Origin of the sequence: Cedecea sp. NFIX57 (assembly GCF_900177785.1) — a bacterium.
GTDB classification, from domain to species: Bacteria; Pseudomonadota; Gammaproteobacteria; order Enterobacterales; family Enterobacteriaceae; genus Cedecea; species Cedecea neteri_C.
Window position 1 is genome coordinate 139,331 of record NZ_FXAS01000007.1, and the last position, 21,267, is coordinate 160,597.

The 21,267-nt window shown below is 55.2% G+C and carries 17 protein-coding genes and 1 pseudogene; 8 read left to right on the forward strand and 10 right to left on the reverse strand.

Annotated features, from left to right (window positions below; genetic code table 11):
* The first annotated feature begins 3 nt into the window (after positions 1-3).
* Positions 4-741 carry an MFS transporter gene (locus B9Y90_RS08010; RefSeq protein ID WP_254902680.1) on the forward strand — a complete coding sequence of 246 codons (738 nt, stop codon included), beginning with the start codon at positions 4-6 and terminating at the stop codon, positions 739-741.
* Positions 742-783: 42 nt separating this feature from the next.
* Here B9Y90_RS08010 and B9Y90_RS08015 read toward each other — a convergent pair whose 3' ends face one another.
* Complete coding sequence (locus tag B9Y90_RS08015; protein WP_085540891.1) at positions 784-1,152, reverse strand: VOC family protein; 369 nt, start codon at positions 1,150-1,152, stop codon at positions 784-786.
* Positions 1,153-1,314: 162 nt separating this feature from the next.
* On the opposite strand from B9Y90_RS08015, the gene B9Y90_RS08020 reads away from it, so the two are divergent.
* The 3 genes from B9Y90_RS08020 to B9Y90_RS08030 all read left to right on the forward strand — a co-directional run bounded on the left by B9Y90_RS08020 (position 1,315) and on the right by B9Y90_RS08030 (position 4,235).
* Positions 1,315-2,094, forward strand: a complete 780-nt coding sequence (locus tag B9Y90_RS08020; RefSeq protein WP_085540892.1) for an alpha/beta fold hydrolase — start codon at positions 1,315-1,317, stop codon at positions 2,092-2,094.
* A gap of 75 nt (positions 2,095-2,169) precedes the next feature.
* Positions 2,170-2,847 carry a heavy metal response regulator transcription factor gene (locus B9Y90_RS08025; protein ID WP_085540893.1) on the forward strand — a complete coding sequence of 226 codons (678 nt, stop codon included), beginning with the start codon at positions 2,170-2,172 and terminating at the stop codon, positions 2,845-2,847.
* Positions 2,844-4,235, forward strand: a complete 1,392-nt coding sequence (locus B9Y90_RS08030) for a heavy metal sensor histidine kinase (protein ID WP_085540894.1) — start codon at positions 2,844-2,846, stop codon at positions 4,233-4,235. Before B9Y90_RS08025 ends, B9Y90_RS08030 begins: the two co-directional genes overlap by 4 nt.
* Before the next feature lie 9 nt (positions 4,236-4,244).
* On the opposite strand, the gene B9Y90_RS08035 is transcribed toward B9Y90_RS08030, so the two are convergent.
* The 6 genes from B9Y90_RS08035 to B9Y90_RS08060 all read right to left on the reverse strand — a co-directional run bounded on the left by B9Y90_RS08035 (position 4,245) and on the right by B9Y90_RS08060 (position 11,369).
* On the reverse strand, positions 4,245-4,853 hold the full coding sequence (locus B9Y90_RS08035) for a GNAT family N-acetyltransferase (protein ID WP_085540895.1): 609 nt from the start codon (positions 4,851-4,853) through the stop codon (positions 4,245-4,247).
* Positions 4,854-4,891: 38 nt separating this feature from the next.
* On the reverse strand, positions 4,892-5,899 hold the full coding sequence (locus B9Y90_RS08040; protein WP_039293585.1) for a LacI family DNA-binding transcriptional regulator: 1,008 nt from the start codon (positions 5,897-5,899) through the stop codon (positions 4,892-4,894).
* Between the two features lie 30 nt (positions 5,900-5,929).
* Positions 5,930-7,339 carry a sucrose-6-phosphate hydrolase gene (locus tag B9Y90_RS08045; protein WP_085540896.1) on the reverse strand — a complete coding sequence of 470 codons (1,410 nt, stop codon included), beginning with the start codon at positions 7,337-7,339 and terminating at the stop codon, positions 5,930-5,932.
* Complete coding sequence (locus B9Y90_RS08050) at positions 7,336-8,709, reverse strand: sucrose-specific PTS transporter subunit IIBC (protein WP_085540897.1); 1,374 nt, start codon at positions 8,707-8,709, stop codon at positions 7,336-7,338. The genes B9Y90_RS08045 and B9Y90_RS08050 overlap by 4 nt, the downstream gene beginning before the upstream one ends.
* A 63-nt stretch (positions 8,710-8,772) precedes the next feature.
* Entirely contained in the window at positions 8,773-10,290 is a 1,518-nt protein-coding gene (locus B9Y90_RS08055; RefSeq protein ID WP_085540898.1) for a carbohydrate porin, read from the reverse strand.
* 155 nt (positions 10,291-10,445) lie between these two features.
* Complete coding sequence (locus B9Y90_RS08060) at positions 10,446-11,369, reverse strand: aminoimidazole riboside kinase (RefSeq protein ID WP_085540899.1); 924 nt, start codon at positions 11,367-11,369, stop codon at positions 10,446-10,448.
* 221 nt (positions 11,370-11,590) lie between these two features.
* On the opposite strand from B9Y90_RS08060, the gene B9Y90_RS08065 reads away from it, so the two are divergent.
* Positions 11,591-13,288, forward strand: a complete 1,698-nt coding sequence (locus tag B9Y90_RS08065) for an NAD-dependent malic enzyme (RefSeq protein WP_085540900.1) — start codon at positions 11,591-11,593, stop codon at positions 13,286-13,288.
* A 110-nt stretch (positions 13,289-13,398) separates the two neighbouring features.
* Here B9Y90_RS08065 and B9Y90_RS08070 read toward each other — a convergent pair whose 3' ends face one another.
* Both B9Y90_RS08070 and B9Y90_RS08075 read right to left on the reverse strand, forming a co-directional pair.
* Entirely contained in the window at positions 13,399-14,298 is a 900-nt protein-coding gene (locus B9Y90_RS08070) for a hypothetical protein (protein ID WP_085540901.1), read from the reverse strand.
* Between the two features lie 123 nt (positions 14,299-14,421).
* Positions 14,422-15,309: pseudogene (locus tag B9Y90_RS08075) on the reverse strand (LysR family transcriptional regulator).
* 109 nt (positions 15,310-15,418) lie between these two features.
* Here B9Y90_RS08075 and B9Y90_RS08080 point away from each other — a divergent pair.
* Entirely contained in the window at positions 15,419-16,396 is a 978-nt protein-coding gene (locus B9Y90_RS08080; RefSeq protein WP_085540902.1) for a Rossmann-fold NAD(P)-binding domain-containing protein, read from the forward strand.
* Positions 16,397-16,447: 51 nt separating this feature from the next.
* Here the strand turns inward: B9Y90_RS08080 and B9Y90_RS08085 are convergent, their stop codons facing one another.
* The gene (locus tag B9Y90_RS08085) at positions 16,448-17,557 is read right to left on the reverse strand and encodes an ABC transporter substrate-binding protein (RefSeq protein WP_085540903.1); all 1,110 of its coding nucleotides are present in this window, start codon (positions 17,555-17,557) and stop codon (positions 16,448-16,450) included.
* Positions 17,558-17,721: 164 nt separating this feature from the next.
* Here B9Y90_RS08085 and tyrP point away from each other — a divergent pair, with 164 nt between their 5' ends.
* Complete coding sequence (gene tyrP / locus B9Y90_RS08090; protein ID WP_085540904.1) at positions 17,722-18,933, forward strand: tyrosine transporter TyrP; 1,212 nt, start codon at positions 17,722-17,724, stop codon at positions 18,931-18,933.
* Positions 18,934-19,124: 191 nt separating this feature from the next.
* Positions 19,125-21,266 carry a TonB-dependent siderophore receptor gene (locus B9Y90_RS08095; protein ID WP_085540905.1) on the forward strand — a complete coding sequence of 714 codons (2,142 nt, stop codon included), beginning with the start codon at positions 19,125-19,127 and terminating at the stop codon, positions 21,264-21,266.
* The last annotated feature ends 1 nt before the right edge of the window (position 21,267 follow it).

Genomic DNA, 21,267 nt, shown 5'->3' on the forward strand with positions numbered 1-21,267 from the left:
TAAGTGATATGCCTTTCATGCTATCGCATTCTGCTCTGCGCGACGCCACAATTTGCTCGTCATCTCGACCTGTTCACATTTTCAGGATGGTTTTATGCATTCAAGCAGTACAAATATCGCTGCGCCGCAGGGCGTACATGTGTCCCGGGCCCGCAGCATCGCCGCGGTGCTGCGCTGAGCCTGGGCTGTTTCACTTTTGTCAGTACCGAACTGATGCCGGTAGGTGTGCTTCCGGGCATGGCCGCCGGGCTAAACGTATCACTTGGCGTGGCTGGTTATCTGGTCACTATTTTTGCTTTTATGGTGGCGCTCACCGCCGCCCCGTTGACCGGCCTGCTGGGGCACATCAACCGCAAAGCGTTAATGTCTGGCCTGCTCGCCGCCTGTTTTGCAGGCAACCTGATTACCTGGCTGGCGTCTGACTATTTTGTTGTCTTTGTGGGGCGCATTCTGGTCGCCGCCGCTATCGGGGTGTTCTGGTCTACGGCGGTGGTGACCGCTGTACACCTGGTGGCGTCACGTAACGCGGTGCGGGCAACGTCCGTCGTGTTTGGCGGCGTTTCTCTGGCCACGGTACTCGGCGTGCCTGCGGGTACTATGCTGGGCGATTTTTACGGCTGGCGGGCGGTGTTTGCTGCGCTTTGCCTCCTTTGCCTGGCTGTATTCACGCTTATTGTCTGGTCCGTTCCGTCCGTAAGGATTGCCAGATCTGCTAAGCGCGGGCCGGGCTGCTGGCGGTGATTGTTACCCGTGAAAGCAATGCCCGTGGTGGCTGATGGTTTTTTACAGCGCCTGGCCAATCATGATTTTGTGGCCTTCTGGCGTAGCAACGAGAAATTCGCGCATCCTGTGTGGACGGCTGGCAGGCGGCTGTAAAATGATGGCGCCGCGCTGTACAAACTCGGCGTAGAGCGCATCCACGTCATCAACATGCAGATAGCCGAAATAACTGTGATCCCCAAGGGAAGCTGGGGCCAGCGCCTGCGGGCAATGGCCCAGCATTACCTTCACTGCCCCGCGCACCGCTAATTGCCAGCCGTTTGTACCAGGCCATTCAATGGTAAAGCCTAACGTATCGCGAAAATAACACGCCGTGTCATCAAGGTTATTTACCGCCAGCACGAAGGCAAAAGGCGTAATATTATTAGGCATTTACAATCTCTTTCAGGCTGAGAAAAATCAGTGTAGATCCCCTCATCATGAACCGCAAGAACCCCCCGTTTGTCATTTTTTTGTCATTTCCACGTCAGCACTTTGTTGGCGCCCGAGAGCTAAATTGGCCCTGACCCCCTTTGTTGAACCTGAGGATAGACCATGAAATTACGCCATCTCTCTGCGCTTGCCACCCTTGTGCTGGCCGCTTTTGGCACCACGGCCGCCCATGCCGACACCACCCCTGCACCACAGGAAGCTAAAAACATCGTGCTGGTGCACGGCCTGTTTGCCGATGGCTCAAGCTGGGGCAAAGTTATTCCCCTGTTGCAAGCTAAAGGCCTACACGTCACGGCGGTACAGAACCCGACAACGTCATTAGATAACGATGTTGCCGCGGTAAAACGCGCGCTGGCGCAACAAAACGGCCCGGTGATTCTGGTGGCGCACTCCTACGGCGGGATGGTGATCAGCCAGGCGGGCGATGAGCCGGAAGTCAAAGGCCTGGTGTATATCGCCGCCCGTGCCCCGGAAGCGGGTGAAGACTACCCCGCACTGACCAAAAAATACCCGGCGGCACCGGCTTCCGCTGGCCTGAAATGGAATGACGATGGCTACGGCGCGCTGAGCGAGTCGGCATTTATCCACGATTTCGCCGGCGATCTGCCGGAAAGCGAAGCCAAAGCCTATTACGCCGTGCAGCAGCCGATCGGCAAAGCCATTACTATGGCGAAAACCACGGTTGCCGCCTGGCATGACAAACCGACCTGGTACGCGGTATCGACCGAAGACCGCACGATCAACCCGGATCTGGAACGGTTTATGGCGAAGCGTATGCACGCGCAAACCATCGAGCTTAAATCCAGCCACGTTTCGCTGATTTCCCAGCCTGAAGCGGTGGCTAATCTGATCCTGAAAGCGGCGCACGTGCCTGGCTACTGAGGTTCACGCATCTTATAATGACGAGACTGGGGCGGTCTCCACGCCCTTTTCTCTCTTTCTGACAGGACCCGCCGCTTGAAAATCCTCATTATCGAAGACGAAGCGAAAACCGCCGCCTACCTGGTGAGCGGGCTGAACGAAGCGGGCTATACCGCAGACTGGGCGGCCAACGGCATTGACGGCCTGCACCTGGCGCGGGAAGAAAGTTATGACCTGATCCTGCTGGACGTCATGCTGCCGGAAATGAACGGCTGGACGGTGATGGAGCGTTTACGCGCCCACAGCCAGACGCCGGTGCTGTTTCTGAGCGCGCGCGGTACGCTGGAAGACCGCTTACGCGGGCTTGGGCTGGGTGCCGACGAATACCTCGTCAAGCCTTTCTCCTTTGCCGAACTGCTGGCAAGGATCCGCATTATTCTACGCCGCGGCCAGCCGCAGGCCGAAACCGAAGAAGTGCTGACGATGGCCGATCTGCTGGTGGACGTCGCCAAGTTTCGCTGCGAGCGCGAAGGCAAGCGCATCACGCTAACCAACAAAGAGTTCAAGCTGCTGGTGTGTTTTCTCCAGCACCCGGGGCAAGTCCTGTCGAGGACGTTTCTGGCTTCACGCGTGTGGGACATGAATTTCGACAGCGACACTAACGTGGTGGATGTCGCGGTGCGCAGGCTGCGGCAAAAAGTGGATGACCCCTTCCCGGTGCGGCTGATCCATACCGTGCATGGCGTGGGCTACCGCTGCGAGCCTGAGTCATGAAGCGTACCTCGCTAACTTTCCGCCTTGCCGTGTTGCTGGCCGCCTTCTCCTTTGTGGCGTTTACCGTCATGGGCAGCGCGCTCTATTACGCCCTGCGCCAGCAGCTTTCTATACGCGATGATGCCGCGCTGGTTTCTCGCGTGGACCAGATCAGCACGCTGCTGCGGGACCTGGACGCCCGGCAGCTGATCCGCGAGAAACCCCATTTGTTTGCCAATATGCTGGGCAATACGGAATCCCTGCTTGTCATTCGCTATGTCGGCGGCGCTACCTTGCTGGAAGTTAACCCCATGCAGCGCGCTATTCCCGCCGTGACGCCGGTTGCCGCCAACCAGCGGCTAACGCTTGAGGCCGTGCATCACGCCAATAACGCGGACGGCACGCCAATGGTTTATATGGCCGCTATTAGCCCTTCGGCCAATAATTTACCGCCGCTGGAGATCGTTTCGGCGCGGGTGCTGAGCGACAGAACCCACATTCTTGATGAATACCGCACCAAGATTATTCTCTTTGCCTCCATGATGGCGGCCATCTCGGTCGTGCTGGCGGTGATCTTTGCCCGGCGTGGCATTTCACCTTTACGTCGTCTGGCCGACCGCACGGCTACGATTGGCACCAAAACGCTGTCATCAAGGCTGGATAAGCTGGATGTGCCAACTGAGCTTGATGCGCTAATTGATCAAATCAACGCGATGCTTGAACGCCTGGAGCGCGGGTTCCAGCAGTTAAAACAGGTCAGCGCCGATATGGCCCACGACCTGCGCACGCCGATCACCACCCTGCTTGGCCAGACGGAAGTTGGCCTGGGGGCTGCGCGGGACAACGCCTATTACCAGCGCCTGCTGGGCTCGAACTTTGAAGAGCTGCAGCGCATGTCGCGAATGATAGACAATATGCTGTTTCTGGCGCAGGCGGAGCAGCCTGACCAGGAGATCCAGCGGTGCGATATTGACGTTGCCGAAGAGATTAATCGCCTCGGTGAGTATTTCGAGGACCTGGCGGCTGACCGTGAAGTGACGATTCAGACTTGTGCCAGCGGCACGGTCAATGCAGATGGGCTTTTGCTGCGCCGCGCGCTGGCGAACTTGCTGTCTAACGCAGTGCGCTATGCCGAGCCTGGCAGTGAGATTGAGATTACTGCCAGATCTGAAGATGACGGTATGTCCATCATCGTGGTGAACCGTGGCGAGACTATTCCTCCGGCGCACCAGGAAAGGCTTTTCGACCGGTTCTACCGGGCGGACCCTTCCCGCAACGACTCGGCGCACTCCAGCGGGCTTGGGTTATCCATCGTGCATTCCATCATGCAGTTGCACCAGGGGCGCTGCTGGGTGGAAAGCCAGGACGGCGTCACCCGCTTTGGTTTGTGGTTCCCCGACCAGCGCTAGCCAGGCGCCTCAGGCCTTTTTGTCTACGGCCAACAATCCAAACAGCGCTGAGTCAGAAATCACACCGTTGATTTCCCAGCGCTGTCTCAGCAGCCCTTCCTGAACAAATCCCAACTTTTTCAGGGCGGCGGCAGAAGCCTGGTTATCAGGGTCAATTTCAGCTTCGATGCGACGCAGATTAAGCACTTTAAAGGCATAGGCGATCAGCGCCTCGGCGGCTTCGTTAACAAGCCCCTTCCCCCAGAACTCGCGCCCCAGACCAAACCCAATCTCGGCGCGGCGGGAATGAAAATCAAAGCTGAAAAGCATACATTTTCCTGCCAGCTGGCCCGATTGTTTATCCCGAATGCACAGCGTCAGCGCGGAACGTTCCTGCATATCCGTCGTTCTGCGGTCGATGAACCGCAGGGCATCATCAAGGGCGCGCCAGGGCGCGGTGTTCCAGTATTTCATCACCTGTGGATCGGAAAAAATGCTGAGCAGTGCCGGAGCATCGTCCCGAGAAGGTGGAGACAGTATCAGGCGCGGAGTTTCAATCACTACGCTGAACGGCGAGGCGTGTTCAGCCTGCTCTTCATCAGCAAGAAGCGTTCCGGCCGGGTAGCAAAAAGTTTGCATGACGTTATTTCCCTATAGCGATGGTGGCAGGCTGTTTGTTACGGATGCCGACGTAATATTTTGGCCGGAAGGTAGCGCTGCAGCGGCGTGGGCGACTGCCCGTCAATCAATTTGCTGATCAGGTCATAGCAATGAAAAGCCAACTGACGGTTATCCTGCTGAATGGTGTCGATGCGCACCGACAGCGAGTCGTAGAGATAGTGGTCGTCAAAACTGGCCAGGTGAATATCGCTCTCCAGCAGGTTGTGCTGGCTCATGTAGCGCAGCACGCCCTCAAGCAGGCCGCAGGCGGCGGTAAACAGCGCTTTGGGCGGGCGGCCAAGCTGCGCACAAAGCGCGGCAAAGGACTCATAGCCTGAGCTCGGATGATAGTTGCCGTGAATGATCCACTCCGGGCGCAGCGTGACGCCCGCCTGAGCCAATCCCTGGGTAAACCCTTCGAGACGATCCCGCGTGGGGGAAAGTCTCGGCTGGCCGCCTAAAAAGTAGAATTCATCCGCATGCTGGCGGGCAATCGGGGCTATCAGCTCGGCAGTGGGCTGAACGGAGTCGGTGGCAACCAGCGGCAGCGCGGTGTCGTTCATGTGTCGGTCGAAAAGCACCACCGGCAGTTGCTCACTCAGCTTGTGGTAATCCCCGGCGGTTAACATGCTGGAGGCCACAATCAGGCCATCAACCTGGCGCGCAATCATATTGCTGACCACCATATTCTCCTGGCCCGGATTTTCGTCGGTGCAGGAGATTAGCAGCTGAACACCCGCCTCACGGCAGAGCATTTCCAGCTCGTGGGAGAAGACGGCGAACCCGTAGTTGGTGATCTCCGGGACTACAAGCCCAATGGTATGGCTGCGGTCATCCCGCAACGAGCGAGCGTGAATGCTCGGCTGGTAGTGCTGCTGTTGCGCGATGGTCATGATGCGTTCGCGAGTGGCCTGGGCCACCCTCAGCTCTTTACCCCGGCCATTCAGGACCAGGCTGGCGGTCGCCTTTGAGACGCCCGCCAGTTCAGCAATATCTTTAATCGTGACGCGTTTGGTTTTTTTCACAGCGCAACCGTGGCAATGAGTCGAAAACCCTCATTCTATCATGCAGGAACGCAGCGACCAGTAGCGCAACGTGACCTCCGACTCACCGTTGAAAGAGAGCCGCTCCGAAGGAAGTGGAAAATAGCGGCTGCTCATCACGCCTTCCCCGTTATTGATAAAGATCTCAACGCTTGAGCTGTCGCAGAGGATCTGCAGCGAGGCAACCGCGCCATGCCAGTAACGGTAGAGCGGCTCCCCCGTCTCCAGGCTCGGACGCTGAAGCGTAATGCCCTGCCCGGTAGCGTCCAGCGTCAGACCACCGCCAAAGCGGAGACTGAAGTTACCCGTGGCCTCTAACTGGAGTTCCAGCCGTTTTGCATCCAGCGCCGGAGCCTGGCTGGCCTGCCCTTGCCAGCGCTGTTCTTCTTCGCGCAGCAAAGCCAGTTCCGCTATTGGCTTTTGATAAAGCTTACCGTTGTTAAGCCGGAGCTCACGCAGGCAGGTCATCTGGTGGATCCAGCCCTGCTCTCGGGTTGGCTGCAGCATCTCCTCGCCGTCTGGTACGCCCATCCAGCCGACGAGCAAACGCCGCCCGTCCGGCGCCAGCGCCGTTTGCGGGGCATAGCACTCGAAGCCGGCATCCAGCTCGTTCAATTCGCCGTGGCTAAATGTAGCTGTTGCGTAATTAAAATCGCCGATCAGATACGCCGCAGGGTAAACATTCAGAAAGCGTTCATTTTGACGGGCCAGCCCCTGCGGGCAGCAGATCAGCACGTGTTTACCGTCCAGAGGGAAGAGATCGGGACATTCCCACATATAGCCTGCGTCAGTCAGCCCATGGACGCCGTTCCCGGCGATTTCGCCCCTGTTTTCCCAGTCACGCATATTCGGCGAAGAAAACAGTAGCACCTTGCCGTGCTTGTGAAGATCCTGCGCGCCCAGCACCATGTACCAGACGCCTTCGTGTTGCCAGACCTTCGGGTCACGCACATGCCCTGTGTAACCCGCAGGCAGTGGTAAAACCGGCCCCGTTTTGTCAAAGCCACCTGCGCTGTTTTCCACAGCCAGGCATTGCCAGGCCGTGCGGCTGCCATCGTCGAATTTAACGTTGCCGGTGTAGCACAGTGTCAGCCTGCCTTCGAAATCGACGGCGCTGCCGGAGTAGCAGCCGCTGCGGTCGTACTCCTCATCCGGCATCAGCGCCAGCGGCTCGTGCCGCCACTGCACTAAATCAGCCGAACTCCAGTGACCCCAGCACTTATATTTATGGTCCGCCGCCAGCGGGTTCCACTGATAAAACAGGTGCCAGCGCCCGGCAAACCAGGTAAACCCGTTTGGATCGTTCATTAATCCTGTCACCGGGGCGTGATGCCACTGCGGATAATGCTCATCCCGCAGGGCTTTGGGCTGGCCTGTCATCACGGCCTGCAAAATGGCCGGTAAACGGGAAGCAAGCGTCATGCTTCAGACTCCGCTTTGTATTTCAGCAACAGGGAAAGGATGAACGCCACGCCAAAGGCGATAACCATCCCGATGATGTAGTTCACCAGCGAACTGGCCTGCACAATCGCCATGCCCGGCAGCGCGGTTAAGCCTACCGCCGTCATGTACACATGCACGGAAACCACCCATGCGCCACCTGCCGCGCCGCCAATCAACGCCGCGATAAAGGGTTTCACAAACCTGAGGTTGATCCCGAAAATCGCCGCTTCGGTAATGCCAAGCATGGCCGAAAATGCAGAAGGAAGCGTGATCGCCTTGATTTTTGCATCCCGGGTTTTAAACCAGACCGCCAGGCAGGCTCCGCCCTGCGCGACGTTTGCCATTGCCCAGATAGGCAGCAGGAAATTGACGCCGATAGCCGGATTACCGAGCAGCCCGGCCTCAATAGCATGGAAGCTGTGGTGAATTCCCGTGATCACAATAACGGAATATAGCCCGCCAAAGAGCAGCCCCGCGAGCCAGCCCGCGTGTGCAATAAGCGTGCTGAGCACTATCGAGATGCCGTCCCCCAGCGCGCGCCCTGCCGGGCCGATGATCAGCAGCGCGATAAAGCCGGAAATGATGACCGTCAGGAACGGCGTCAGGATAAGGTCCAGCGCATCCGGGATGACCCGACGCAGCTGTTTCTCCACCAGACTCATAAACCAGACCGCCAGCAGCACCGGGAAAACCGTGCCCTGGTAGCCAATCATCGCCACTTCCAGCCCAAAGAAATTCATGGTGTGGAACCCGGCCGCCACGCCCCAGGCGTTGGTTAACGCCGGATGGGTTAAAATTCCGCCCAGCGTTGCGCCCAGGTAAGGGTTACCGCCGAACTCGCGGGCGGCGGTGAAACCAATCAGAATGGGCAGGATAATAAACGCCGCAGAGCTGCACATATCAAGCATGATATAGAGCGCGTTATCCGGGCTTACCCAACCGTAGGTTTTCACCATGCCGAGCAGCCCCATCAGCAACCCTGAGGCTACGATGGCTGGAATGATTGGCACAAAGATGTTCGACAGCAAACGGGCAATACGCTGGAACGGGTTAAGCTTTTTCGCCGCAAGATCTGCGGCTTCGGACTTGCTCGACTCTGCAATGCCTGCAGCCTGAATAAAGGCGGCATACACTTTATTCACTACGCCGGTGCCAAAGATGATTTGCATCTGCCCTGCGTTGCGAAAACACCCTTTTACGCCGTCTACTTTGCCAATGGCCTGTTGGTCTGCCAGCGCATCATCCACCAGAACCAGCCGCAGCCTCGTTGCGCAGTGAGCCGCGCTGGCAATATTGTCTTTGCCGCCGAGCAGAGGAATCAGCTCGCGGGCAATGTGATTGAAATCCATAGTCACCTCTAAACGCTTTCTTGTTATGTCGTGGCACTCCCGCCGGGGCGGGAGGCCAGTTCGTTAAAACCAGGTTTCCATCTGAACGCCAAAGTTCCATTCCCCACCGGCGTTAAAGCCGCTGCTGCCGAAGGCGTCATTGCTGGCGTATTTGTCCAATTTGCTGCTCCAGTCCATCCAGGTGGCAAACAGGCGCAGTTCCGGGCGGCTGAAGAAGTCGCCGATGCTGCCAGCTTTCAACGTCGGAGCAAAGGTCAGCTTGTAGAAGCTGCCGTTGACCGCATTGCGATCTTTATAGCCTTCTGGCCGCAGATCCATGTACTGATAGCTGCCCTCAAACGCCAGAGCAAAGTTCTGGGTGACTTCTTTGATAAGCCGCGCGTTGACCGTGGCCCATTCATAGCTGTCCCCCTTCACGTAGCGATCTTTGCTGCTTTGCGCCAATACCGCCGGAGCAATATGCCAGCCGCCGCCAATCGGCGTCACGCCAAAGCTGGCGAAGCGCCAGGTATTCGCCTCCGACAGCAGTGCGCCGTCCGACCCGATCCCTTTCACCTCCGCCCCAAGGCCGTGGCCGTAGAGCAGCGCGGTTTTGGCGCTCCCTTCGCGCAGGCCGTAGAAGCTGTCATTATGCAGCCCCACCAAAGTATGCACGCCGGTATTGGCTGCTTCTTTTTGAATCAGATCTCCATTTGCATCTTTGCGATCGTCGTTATCCTTCGCCCGTAGCCCGGTGACCATCAGCTGGAACGGCCCGGCAAAGTGATTCATGGTCAGCATATAGTTCTGGACGGTGTTGCCGGTGTCTTCGAGGTTGCCGAAATTGCGGCCATAGACCGCAAAGTTGCTGCGCAGCCCGTCGTTCCATTTCACGTCATACACGCCGCCGCCGGTGCCAGCGAGAAACACTACGTCGGAGTCCAGCCAGTGAATGTCGAAATTGTCGCGATCAAAGCGCTTGCCTGCCCACCAGGTGCTGCCTTTTAGCGGGCCATCAAAACCGGGGAGATTGCCCAATTCAGCGAAAGCCTGGCGAATATTCAGATCGCTGGTGTCCGCCGACCAGTCGTTATAGGTCTTTTGCCCGTCCGCGAGCATAGCTTTGAAGCGAGTCGTCGTGCCGTTATCCAGCGTCTGGCGGTGTTCCAGATTTAGCTCAACGTAGGTGTCTGCTTCGTTACCCAGTCGGCCGACTGCGCCCCCTGTTTCCCCGGCTGGTGTTAAATAAGGGCCACTTTTACTGCTGGATGCGGAATCATTCATTAACAGGCCGGAACGCGCGTAGCCGTGGAATTCAAAACCACTTTGCTTATCTGCTTTTGATTCCAGTCGGGTGGACCGGTCTGCAACCGCCTGCGCAGTTGCCTGAGTTTGCTGTTGTTGAGTGGCGAGCAATTGCGCTTTGCTTTCGGCGGCGCTGGCGCGTTGTTCTGCGGCCTTCGCCCTACTTTCTGCATCTTGCAAGCGCTGCTCCATTGCGGCTAGGCGTGATTCAATACTGCTCAAATCCGTAGCGGCGTGCGCGGACGCCGTGCCGATCAGCAAGGCTATCATCACCGCTAGTTTGTTTTTCTTATACATGTTCGTCGTGTCCCTGAGAGGCTAATGTCATTTGTTTAGCTAAACCGGTTTAGTTAAAAAATGGTAACCAGGGCGAAATGCCGAAGGCAATGAATTTTGCTAAACCGATTTAGTAAATGTGACAGGCACGACAATCAGAATATATTTTTACCGTCTTACAGAGACTGCTCGACCTCTTCCCTGTGAGGCAGCGCTGTCATCGCGCCTTTTGCCGTCGTCGCCAGCGCGCCGCAAAGCTGTGCCTGAGCGATAATCCCGGCCAGCGCTTCTTCGCTGTCGGGTAAACCTTTGCTGGCCAGGCCACTGAGCAACCCTGCCACAAAGGCATCGCCCGCCCCGGTGGTATCCACGCAGACTACTGGCCTCGCCTCAAAGTGGTAGATTTGACCGTGGTAATACACCAGTACCCCTTCCTTGCCCTGAGTGACCAGCAAAAGTCGCATATCGAAGCGGCTGACCAGTTTTTTGATGCCCTCATGGAGGTGGGTTTTCCCGCTGATAAAAATCAGCTCTTCAACGGAAAGTTTGACGACATCAGCCAGCAGAAGCGCCCTCGTCAGGCAAGCCTGCAGCTCTGCGACGTCATGCCAAAGGTCGGGGCGGATATTGGGATCAAAGCTGACCTGGCCGCCGGCTTTTTTTATCTGCTCCATGGCGGAAAACGTTGTGCTCCGGCTGGGTTCCGCGCTTAAGGCTATCGAGCAGACATGCAACCACTGAGTGTGGTTGAAGGAGGGAATATCATCGTAGTGCAGAAATAAATCTGCACTGGGGCGAACCATAAAGGTGAACGTGCGTTCGCCGTGTTCGTCCAGATCTACCACTACTGTAGAGGTTCTCTGATTGGCGTCCAGGCGCATAAAATCCGTGTTTACTCTTTCTTCCTGCAGCGTATACCGCATGAAGCGGCCAAAGGGATCGTCCCCCACGCGGCCAATGAATCCGCTGCTACCGCCAAGGCGGGCAATCCCGACGGCGACGTTGGCCGGTGCCCCGCCGGGGCATTGCAGCAACCGGCCATTACCGTCCGGAAGCAGATCGACGACGGCATCGCCCAGAACCCAAACTTGTACGTTCATGGTGTCTCCATTATTAAGCTAAATATTGCTAAACTGGTTTAGCTATTTAAACACACTCACGGAACGCGCTGAAACAAAATTCCTGCTGATTTGAGGACTTGTGTAACCAAAGTTCTTGGCCTGACGGTGTCGGATGCAAAATCGCTGTGCCATAATATCGCGCGAAAACTTACCGAATGAGCCTTATTGGCAAGACGTTACGTCGAAAAAAGAGTATGCACATGGACATCAAACCAAAAAAACATCGCTCGCTTTATATCCCTTACGCCGGACCCGTTTTACTTGAATTCCCCCTGTTAAATAAAGGCAGCGCTTTCAGCATCGAAGAGCGCCGCAATTTCAACCTGCTCGGTCTGCTGCCTGAAGTGGTTGAAACCATCGAAGAACAGGCGGAACGCGCCTGGATTCAGTACCAGGGCTTCAAAACCGAAATCGATAAGCACATCTACCTGCGTAACATCCAGGACACCAACGAAACGCTGTTCTACCGCCTGGTTGAAAATCATCTGGAAGAGATGATGCCGGTGATCTACACCCCGACCGTGGGTGCCGCCTGTGAACGCTTCTCAGAAATTTATCGCCGTTCTCGCGGGGTGTTCATCAACTATGAAAATCGTCACCACATGGACGATATTCTGCAGAACGTGCCGAACCACAATATCAAAGTTATCGTGGTGACAGACGGCGAACGTATTCTCGGCCTGGGCGACCAGGGTATCGGCGGGATGGGCATTCCTATCGGTAAGCTGTCGCTGTACACCGCCTGTGGCGGCATCAGCCCGGCTTACACCCTGCCGGTGGTGCTGGACGTTGGCACCAACAATCAGCAACTGCTGAACGATCCGCTGTATATGGGTTCTCGCCACCCGCGCATTACCGGCGACGACTACTACGAATTTGTGGACGAGTTTATTCAAGCTGTTCGCCATCGCTGGCCGGACGTGCTGCTGCAGTTCGAAGACTTCGCGCAGAAAAACGCTATGCCGCTGCTGACCCGTTACCGCGACGAGATCTGCTCGTTCAACGATGACATTCAGGGCACCGCCGCCGTGACCGTCGGGACGCTGATCGCCGCCAGCCGTGCGGCAGGCAGCCAGCTTAACCAGCAGAAAATTGTCTTCCTGGGTGCAGGCTCTGCAGGCTGCGGCATCGCCGAGCAGATCATTGCTCAGATGCAGCGCGAAGGGCTGAGTGAAGAAGCCGCCCGCAGCAACGTGTTCATGGTTGACCGTTTTGGCCTGCTCACCGACAACATGCCTAACCTGCTCTCCTTCCAGACCAAACTGGTGCAGAGCCGCGAAAGCCTGGCGGAGTGGGATCTGGAAAACGAAGCGATTTCCCTGCTGGACGTGGTGCGTAACGCGAAACCAAACATTCTTATCGGCGTTTCTGGCCAGACGGGGCTGTTCACCGAAGAGATCATCCGCGAGATGCACAAGCACTGCGCTCGTCCGATCGTGATGCCACTGTCTAACCCGACTTCCCGCGTGGAAGCGACGCCGCAGGATATCATCACCTGGACCGACGGTGCTGCGCTGGTGGCGACCGGCAGCCCGTTCGCTCCGGTCACCTGGAAAGATAAAACGTACCCTATCGCCCAGTGCAACAATGCCTATATCTTCCCGGGCATTGGCCTTGGGGTGATTGCCTCCGGCGCGTCTCGCATCACGGACGAAATGCTGATGGCGGCGAGCGAGTCGCTGGCGCAGCACTCCCCACTGCTGAACGATGGTGAAGGCATGGTTCTGCCAGAGTTGAAGGACATTCAGAAAGTGTCCCGTGCTATCGCCTTTGCCGTAGCGAAGATTGCCCAGCAGCAAGGCGTGGCGGTGGTGACCTCCGCTGAAGCCCTGAAGCAGGCTATCGACGACAACTTCTGGCTGCCGGAATACCGCGACTATCGCCGGACTTCCATCTAACAAAGCCATTGTGGCACATGTTCAAACCCGCCTTTCGGCGGGTTTTTTATTGGGTAAGGAACGAGATTAATGAGTCGGAGTAAAAATAAGTTTGAGATAACATGTGAGTGTTATTTTTTCCGAGCGAAACGGTAGTACCCTCCATGTTTAATTCCTACTAACCTCGGAACCCTGATCTCAATTCTAAAAAGATAACGCAGCAGTTCGTTTTTTTCTTTTTCTGTTCTGCAGCCAAGTAACACCAGCCTGTCTCTTTCAGGCAACAGCCTTGTTGCAGATATGATTGACAATGCCAGTGCGGGAAGCGACTTTCTGCCATAAAAACAAATTGATTTTCTGGTATACTTCCGGCTATTTAAAATTGCTTTTGCCTCCTCACTAATATCTGATATTTTGCACTGAGGTATATCCATCAATGCTTGATCAAAAAGATATAAAGATGAAAAATCAAAGGAAGGATCTGTGTAAGCAACTTTATAATAAGTATTGCCGAATCGGCTCCCACCTGCGCCGGGGATTGCTTTTTGCGGTCTGGCACCTATTTCTAAAGAGAAAAAGACATTATCATCATTTGCAAGTCCAGCAATGTCTACATACGCGGTATTATAAGTGTTAAACTTTATATCTTGCTCAATTAATTTTCTTCTGGAAAATAACACCATATCTTTTTTGGTTGCTATGGCAGGGTTATTTGTGGCATGACAAACATAAAAATGCGAATTGATAAATGTTTTAAAGAACTGTAACTTCTGGTCATCAAGTTCATCAAGAGCCCTCAATAGCGCCCTGTAATTGCTTCCACCCAAATATCTTAAATCATTAACATTTTCACCAAATTTAAGACCTGGAATTAAAAGTGACAGCCCTTCAAGCAGTGACGTTCGGGTGATGAAATTATCGTACCAATAAGCGCCTTCCTTAACCATCAGGTTATTTATTCGCTCGCCCCGTCTTTTTCTAAAACGCTCAACAACTAACTTTCCCAGACTACGCTCTCGTGACGTAAACATATTAGCTCCTTCTAAAAATACAAACGCATATTTTATATTTTTTAAATATTAGAATCTACGAAGTATATTCTGATTTACACCAGGGTAATTACCTGATGAACATCAATAAGACTTTTTGCGTTTTTATTGCCACGTCTTAAGAAAGTCCAGAAAAGCGCGGAAAGCCGCAGACGGATGCTTACGATTCGGGAAATAGAGGTGAAAACCTGGCAACTCTGGCAGCCAGTCATCCAGAACAGAAATCAGTTTTCCGCTCTGAAGGTGTGGTTCGGCCATCTCCCGCAGCACATAGGCCAGCCCCACACCGTTAAGCGCCATGTCGAGAGCAATATCCAGGTCGTCCACGACCACGGGTCCACTCACAACGACCTCCTCACGTTGTGAGGCTTGTTCAAAATACCAGCCAAAAGCTTTCCCGCTGGGGTAACGGAATTGAATACATTGGTGTTGAGTCAACCCTTGTGGCTCGGTCGGGGAACCCTGAAGCGCAAAATACTCTGGCGTGGCGACAACCGCGTAGCGAACCGGCGGGCCTAAAGGGATCGCCTTCATGTCCTTCTCTATGACCCTGTTTAGCCTCACGCCTGCATCCAGCTGCGCCTTCACGATATCGACCAGCCGGTCATCCATTTGTATTTCAACCTGAATGTCAGGGTACTGACGGGTAAAGTCGGCAATCAGCGGCGCAAGCTGAAGCCTGCCGCCCTAGCGCACAACATTGAGCCGAATAATGCCCATCGGCGTGTCGCGATAAAGGTTGAGTTCGTCGAGCGTGAGACTGATGTCGTCAAAAGCCGGAGCAACCTTCTCATACAGTTTTCTTCCCGCCTCGGTAAGCGACACGCTGCGCGTTGTCCGGTTAAACAGCCTGACTTTAAGCCGCTCCTCCAACTGGCGAATGGAATGGCTGACGGCCGAGGGCGTTAACCCGGCCTCTTCCGCCGCCTGCCGAAAACTGCGGTACTTCGCCACGATCACGAAATAGCTGAAATCCACCAGTTTGATGCTCATTAGTGAATATTCCTCACTTCCCCAAGAAAATTCATGATCTTTATTACACACCAGACGGGGGATAAAGTCTCGCTATCGCAATAGATATCCCTGATAACGAGGTTTTAAGATGAAAAACATTAAATTAGAAAAAGTCTTTATCGCCGGTGGTTACGGCATGATTGGGTCAGCTATTGCCGGCCAGATTCGTGAGCATTTTCCTGCGGTTGAACTGGTGATTGCAGGCCGCAATCCGGCAAAAGGCGCGAAGTTAATTGAGCAACTGGGGTTCGCGCACCCGGCGTTTATCGACCTCACCGGAGCGGAAGTGCCTGAGCAGGCCGCTAACGCGCAGTTGATTATTGCTGCCGTGCCGGACCCTAAGAACCTGCTGGTGGAGTTTGCTATTAAAAATAACATCGCCTTCATCAATATTACCCAGGCAACGGGTGACGCTATTTTGCCGCTGCTGAATTTAACTCAGCGCTATCAGCCGACTCAGCCCGTCGTGCCGCTGGGCTATTACGAAGCGGGCCTGTTTTTACCGTCGGTGAGCCTGCTTGCCGCTGATTTTAGCGTGGTTGATCATGTGCAGCTTTCCGCGCTTCATGACCTGGCAGATCCGTTGGGAGAGCTTTCCAGCAGCGAATTAGGCAACGAGCTTGCGCCCGCGCTGATCCGGAACTCAGGAAACTGGACGCATTCATCCACTCCCCGGGATATAACGCTCCAGAATGGCGAAGTGATTCAGGGTGTACCGTTCAGCATTTTGGATGTTACTGCGGTGGCGGCCATGACCCATGCGAGTTCTGTCAGGCTGGATATCGCGGCGGGCACTTCGATCGGCATGCACCAGTGCGGCAAGCCATCTATTGATCTGTACGTTGATGTTATCGGCACGGATAACGCCGGTGCGCATGCTAAAAAGCGTGTGATTGCTTCCGACCCACTCGGCCAGGCGCATATGACTGCTTTTGGCGTACTGACAGTGATTAGGGCGATGCTGAAAAGTGATAAAGGTGGCCTGCTTGCCGCCGAGGCGCTGCTGGACATGGTCGAGGCGCTACAGCAAATGAAAGACGCCGGGATCGACGTTATTCGCGACTGATAAAGCCAAACCCGCCTGCTGGCGGGTTTGATTATTGCGGTGTTCTTTGAATCACGGCTTTTTGTAGGCGTAACTCAGCAGGATAGGATCGTCAGGAATTTGGGTGAACTGCGTGATTATCTGGTGGTAGTCCGCTGTTGGGTCAAGATCCTGCAGTTTTTGCGGGTACAGGTCTTTGGCTAAAATTTCCATCCCGATGATGTTGTACGGGTGATTATAGAAATGGTGATAAACGCCGTAGACCTTGCCTTCTTTTACAGGCTCGATGTTCTGGAACGTGTTGCGAGCCAGCAGTTTACTGAAGGTCGCGTTCACTTCCTGCGGCGTGCCACCGTAGCCAAACGGCAATACGCTCGGGTTCGGGCGCTTAGAGCCGGACATAATATAGACGTCAGGCTTCATGGCGATTATCTGCTCCATAGACACAAACCCGGCACTGCCAGGCAACAGCTTAGAACCGATGTTCTTCCCGCCTACCGCTTCCACCAGCGCGCCCCAGCCGTTATGTCCGTGAGTAAAACAGCAGTTCTCAGTGTTACCGGCGATCGGCTCAATAAACACTGTAGGTTTATTTTTCACCTCGTCGGCAACCTGCTTAATGCGGGCCAGGTGCTGCTGATAATAATCAGTGTACTCTTTGGCGCGTTTTTCCTGGTTAAGCACGGTGCCCAGCAGCTTCACGCTGTTGGCAGTGTTCTCTACCGGGTGCAGTTCATAGTCAACAAACACCACCGGAATATTGAGCTTTTTAAGGGAGTTAATCACGCCGGTTTGCTCCAGCGCAGGTTTGGCCCGCAGTTGCGCAATCATGATATCCGGCTGCTGTGCCAGCACGCTCTCAAGGTTTACTTCGCCCTGATCGCTAAAGCCCATATCAATAATTTTGGTTGCCTCAGGCCATTTGCGCTTTAGCACATCCCAGGTTTGGGTGTCCTGTTTTTTGGGCAGGTTATTCCAGGCCACGACGCGTTTGAACGGATCTTCACGGTCAAGCAGCGCGAGAGACAAAATGTCACGCCCGTCCTGCAGGATCACATGCTGAGGTTCTTTCTGGATGGTAATACGCTGGTTATCCATATCGGTAACCGTGATGGGATAAGTGGTGGCGCCGCAGCCCGCCGCAGCGAGCAGTAACCCTGTCAGGACCAAATTTGCTTTCATTGTTTGATGCTCTCCATGAGAAAGAGATTAGTTATTATTACTATTTATATTAATAAAGCCTTAATTTCCCACGACATGGCAAGCCCTCATTTGACGCACCCGCGCTTTTACCTTACCCTGCGCGGCATAATGACATACAGCTCTTCGTAAAATCAGAGGAAAGCGTGAAGAACAGGACTCTTGGCAGTGTTTTTATCGTGGCGGGAACCACAATTGGCGCAGGAATGCTGGCGATGCCGCTGGCCTCTGCTGGCGTAGGGTTTAGCATCACGTTACTGATGCTCGTCGGGCTTTGGGCATTGATGTGTTACACCGCGCTGCTGCTGGTCGAGGTTTATCAGCATGTTTCTGCGGACACCGGCCTGGGCACCCTCGCCCGGCGCTATCTTGGCCGCCCCGGGCAGTGGTTAACCGGGTCCAGTATGCTGTTCCTGATGTATGCCCTGACGGCGGCCTACATCAGCGGTGCCGGTGAACTGCTGGCGGCAAGCCTGAGCCAGTGGCTGTCCACGTCTATCTCTGCTACTTCCGGCGTACTGCTCTTTACCATTGTGGCGGGCGGGATTGTTTGTATCGGCACCCACATGGTCGATATGTTTAACCGCGTACTGTTCAGCGCCAAAATCATTCTGCTGGTAGTAATGCTGGCGCTGATGATGCCGCATATCCACCACACCAACCTGCTCACGCTGCCGATTGAGAAAGGCCTGGCGCTTTCCGCTATCCCGGTCATCTTTACCTCGTTTGGCTTCCACGGCAGCGTGCCGAGTATTGTCAGCTACATGAACGGCAATATTCGTAGGCTGCGCTGGGTGTTTATCGTCGGCAGCGCCATTCCACTGGTGGCCTATATTTTCTGGCAGCTCGCCACTCTCGGCGCCATTGACTCGCCAACCTTTACCGGGCTGATGGCGGAGCATTCCGGCTTGAACGGCTTCCTGCAGGTTGTTCGTCAGGTCGTGGCGACTCCTCACGTTGAGCTGGCCATTCACCTGTTTGCCGACTTTGCGCTGGCAACCTCGTTCCTTGGCGTCTCCCTGGGTTTATTCGATTACCTGAGCGATCTCTTTGCCCGCAACCGGAAAGCCTCTGGCCGCCTGCAAACCGGGCTGATGACTTTCCTGCCGCCGCTGGTTTTTGCGCTGTTCTACCCGCAGGGGTTTGTAATGGCGCTGGGCTATGCAGGCGTGGCGCTGGCGGTACTTGCCCTGCTGGTGCCGTCGATGCTGGTGTGGCAAAGCCGCAAACAACACGCGGAGGCGACGTGGCGCGTGGCGGGCGGTAAACCGCTGCTGGCGCTGGTCTTTGCCTGTGGGATCGCCGTGATTGTGATTCAGTTCTTGATTACCATCGGTCTGCTGCCAGAAGTCGGTTAACGCTCTTGATACTCACGCGGGGCATTCGTCCCGCGTTCTTCGTTTCCCCTGCTAATTCCCCGCTAAATCATCAGGATTTTGGATATAAAACCAGTAATTATGTAAGCAGAGTTAATATTGTAAATGCTAATTATTGTTATTATCATCTTAATTCCCATTATAAAATCGCTTCAGTTCAGATAAACAACATCATGAATCGCATTCCTTTTGGTTCCACTTTTGTTCGCCAGGCACTTCTTAATTCAAAATTATTAATCATTTCAACTTTCATCGTTGGTGGCCCGACTTTCGCCGCTGACAAACCGAAGGAAGACACCTTAACCGTGGTCGCCAACGCTAACCCGGACGGCTCACCAACCAGCTATACCCAGGATGACTCCTCCATCGCCTCCCGCAGCAAAACGCCGCGCAGCGAAATCCCTCAGTCCGTTAGCGTGGTCACGCCGCAGGTGATCGACGACTACGCGGTGACCTCGGTCAATGACGCGATGAAGTTTGTCAGCGGTGTGACGCAGAGTAATACCCTCGGCGGCATCGAAGATGGCTTTGTCAAACGCGGGTTTGGCTCCAACAGCGACGGTTCCGTGTTTATTGACGGGGTACGCAGCAACCAGGGCCTGGCGATGGATTCCAGCATCGATCATGTTGAGGTGCTGAAAGGCTCAGCCTCCCTGCTCTACGGCATCCTGAACCCCGGCGGCGTGATTAACCTCGTCAGCAAGAAACCACAGTACACCTGGAACACCCACGTCAGCGGCACCAGCAGCAGTAACGGGGGTGGCTCCGGCATGGTCGACGTCACCGGCCCGCTCGGCAACGGGTTTGCCTTCCGCCTGGTCGCCGAACGCCAGCATGAGGATTACTGGCGCAATTTCGGCACCGACGAACACACGCTGATTGCCCCATCGCTCAGCTGGTACGGCGATAAAGCCTCCTTCAATATCAGCTACGTGGAATATAAGTTCGACATTCCATATGACCGCGGCACCGCGTTTATCAACGGCAAACCGCTGAATATCCCTTACGATCGCCGCATTGACGATTACGCCAACCACGCCTGGGGTAAGAACAAACGGCTGACGACCAATTACTCGTACAAGCTGGATGACACCTGGGAAACGAACCTGAACTACGCGTGGATGCAGCGCCGCTACGACAGCAACGAAGTCCGTGCCACGGCGGTCGATCCTAACAGCGGCCTGGTTTCCCGCCGCGCGGATGCTAACCGGGGCTTTAATCACCAGACGGATTACGCTTCCTGGGACATCAGCGGCAGCCCTGAGCTGCTGGGCATGACCCACGACATCACGCTGGGCGCGGATTACGAGCAAAACGAAACCTACAAGAAGTATTCGTATCGTGGGAAGGTGACGAAAACCTTCAATATGTATAACCCGGTGTACGGCGTTTCGCCGATAACCAACAGCAGCACCTATAGCGATTCCAACAGTAACCTGCGCACGAATCTCTACAGCCGCTCCGTGTTTGCGAAAGACAGCATTCACCTGACTGACCAGTGGATTGCCGTATTAGGTGGCCGCCTGCAGCGCTATACCCAGACCTCCAGCGCAGGTTGGGTGAACCCGCAAACCACGCTGGAAGACAGGGGCAACGCCTTCCTGCCGCAGCTGGGCCTGGTGTACAAAATCGTGCCTGACATGTCGCTGTACGGCAGCTACAGCAAGTCGTTCACTCCTTCCACGCAAACGGATGACAACGGCAACGTCGCCTCCACCGAAAAAGGGACAACATGGGAAGTGGGCGCGAAATGGCAGATGGCCCCTCGCCTGACCAGTAGCCTGGCGCTCTACCGCATTGATGAAAAAGATATGTCGGTATTTATCAACGGCGTGACTCGTAACATCCCGAAAGCGCGCTCTACCGGCGCGGAATTAGAGCTTAACGGCGAAATTGCACAGGACTGGAACCTGACGGCGAACTACAGCTACGACAAAACCGAGATCGTCGAAGACGATATTAATCCGGTGAACGTCGGCAACCGTCTGGTGAACGCCCCAACGACGATGGGCGGGCTTTACCTCAGCCATACCCTACGTTTCTCCTGGCTGCCAGGTGAATTACGCCTGGGCGGCGGCGGGCGCTACGTCGGCAGCCGCGCAGGTGATCCGGAAAACAGCTTCACCATGCCGGCTTATACCGTGGCGGATGCGTTTGTCGCCTGGGACAGTAAGCTGCTGGGCAAAAATACCGAGCTGAAGCTGAACGTCAAAAACCTGTTCGACCGCGAGTACTATGAATCCAGCGCCGGTAACCTGCGCGTTATCGAAGGCGAACCGCGCACCGCTTATCTCTCCGCCAGCGTGGACTTCTGAG

Bases quoted from the DNA above. Each gene is read 5' to 3' on its own strand.
- B9Y90_RS08085 (WP_085540903.1), bottom strand. From the start codon at position 17,557: ATGAAAGCAAATTTGGTCCTGACAGGGTTACTGCTCGCTGCGGCGGGC.
- B9Y90_RS08050 (WP_085540897.1), bottom strand. From the start codon at position 8,709: ATGGATTTCAATCACATTGCCCGCGAGCTGATTCCTCTGCTCGGCGGC.
- B9Y90_RS08030 (WP_085540894.1), top strand. From the start codon at position 2,844: ATGAAGCGTACCTCGCTAACTTTCCGCCTTGCCGTGTTGCTGGCCGCC.
- B9Y90_RS08045 (WP_085540896.1), bottom strand. From the start codon at position 7,339: ATGACGCTTGCTTCCCGTTTACCGGCCATTTTGCAGGCCGTGATGACA.
- B9Y90_RS08095 (WP_085540905.1), top strand. From the start codon at position 19,125: ATGAATCGCATTCCTTTTGGTTCCACTTTTGTTCGCCAGGCACTTCTT.
- B9Y90_RS08035 (WP_085540895.1), bottom strand. From the start codon at position 4,853: ATGCAAACTTTTTGCTACCCGGCCGGAACGCTTCTTGCTGATGAAGAG.
- B9Y90_RS08015 (WP_085540891.1), bottom strand. From the start codon at position 1,152: ATGCCTAATAATATTACGCCTTTTGCCTTCGTGCTGGCGGTAAATAAC.
- B9Y90_RS08055 (WP_085540898.1), bottom strand. From the start codon at position 10,290: ATGTATAAGAAAAACAAACTAGCGGTGATGATAGCCTTGCTGATCGGC.
- B9Y90_RS08070 (WP_085540901.1), bottom strand. From the start codon at position 14,298: ATGTTTACGTCACGAGAGCGTAGTCTGGGAAAGTTAGTTGTTGAGCGT.
- B9Y90_RS08080 (WP_085540902.1), top strand. From the start codon at position 15,419: ATGAAAAACATTAAATTAGAAAAAGTCTTTATCGCCGGTGGTTACGGC.
- B9Y90_RS08020 (WP_085540892.1), top strand. From the start codon at position 1,315: ATGAAATTACGCCATCTCTCTGCGCTTGCCACCCTTGTGCTGGCCGCT.
- B9Y90_RS08065 (WP_085540900.1), top strand. From the start codon at position 11,591: ATGGACATCAAACCAAAAAAACATCGCTCGCTTTATATCCCTTACGCC.
- B9Y90_RS08060 (WP_085540899.1), bottom strand. From the start codon at position 11,369: ATGAACGTACAAGTTTGGGTTCTGGGCGATGCCGTCGTCGATCTGCTT.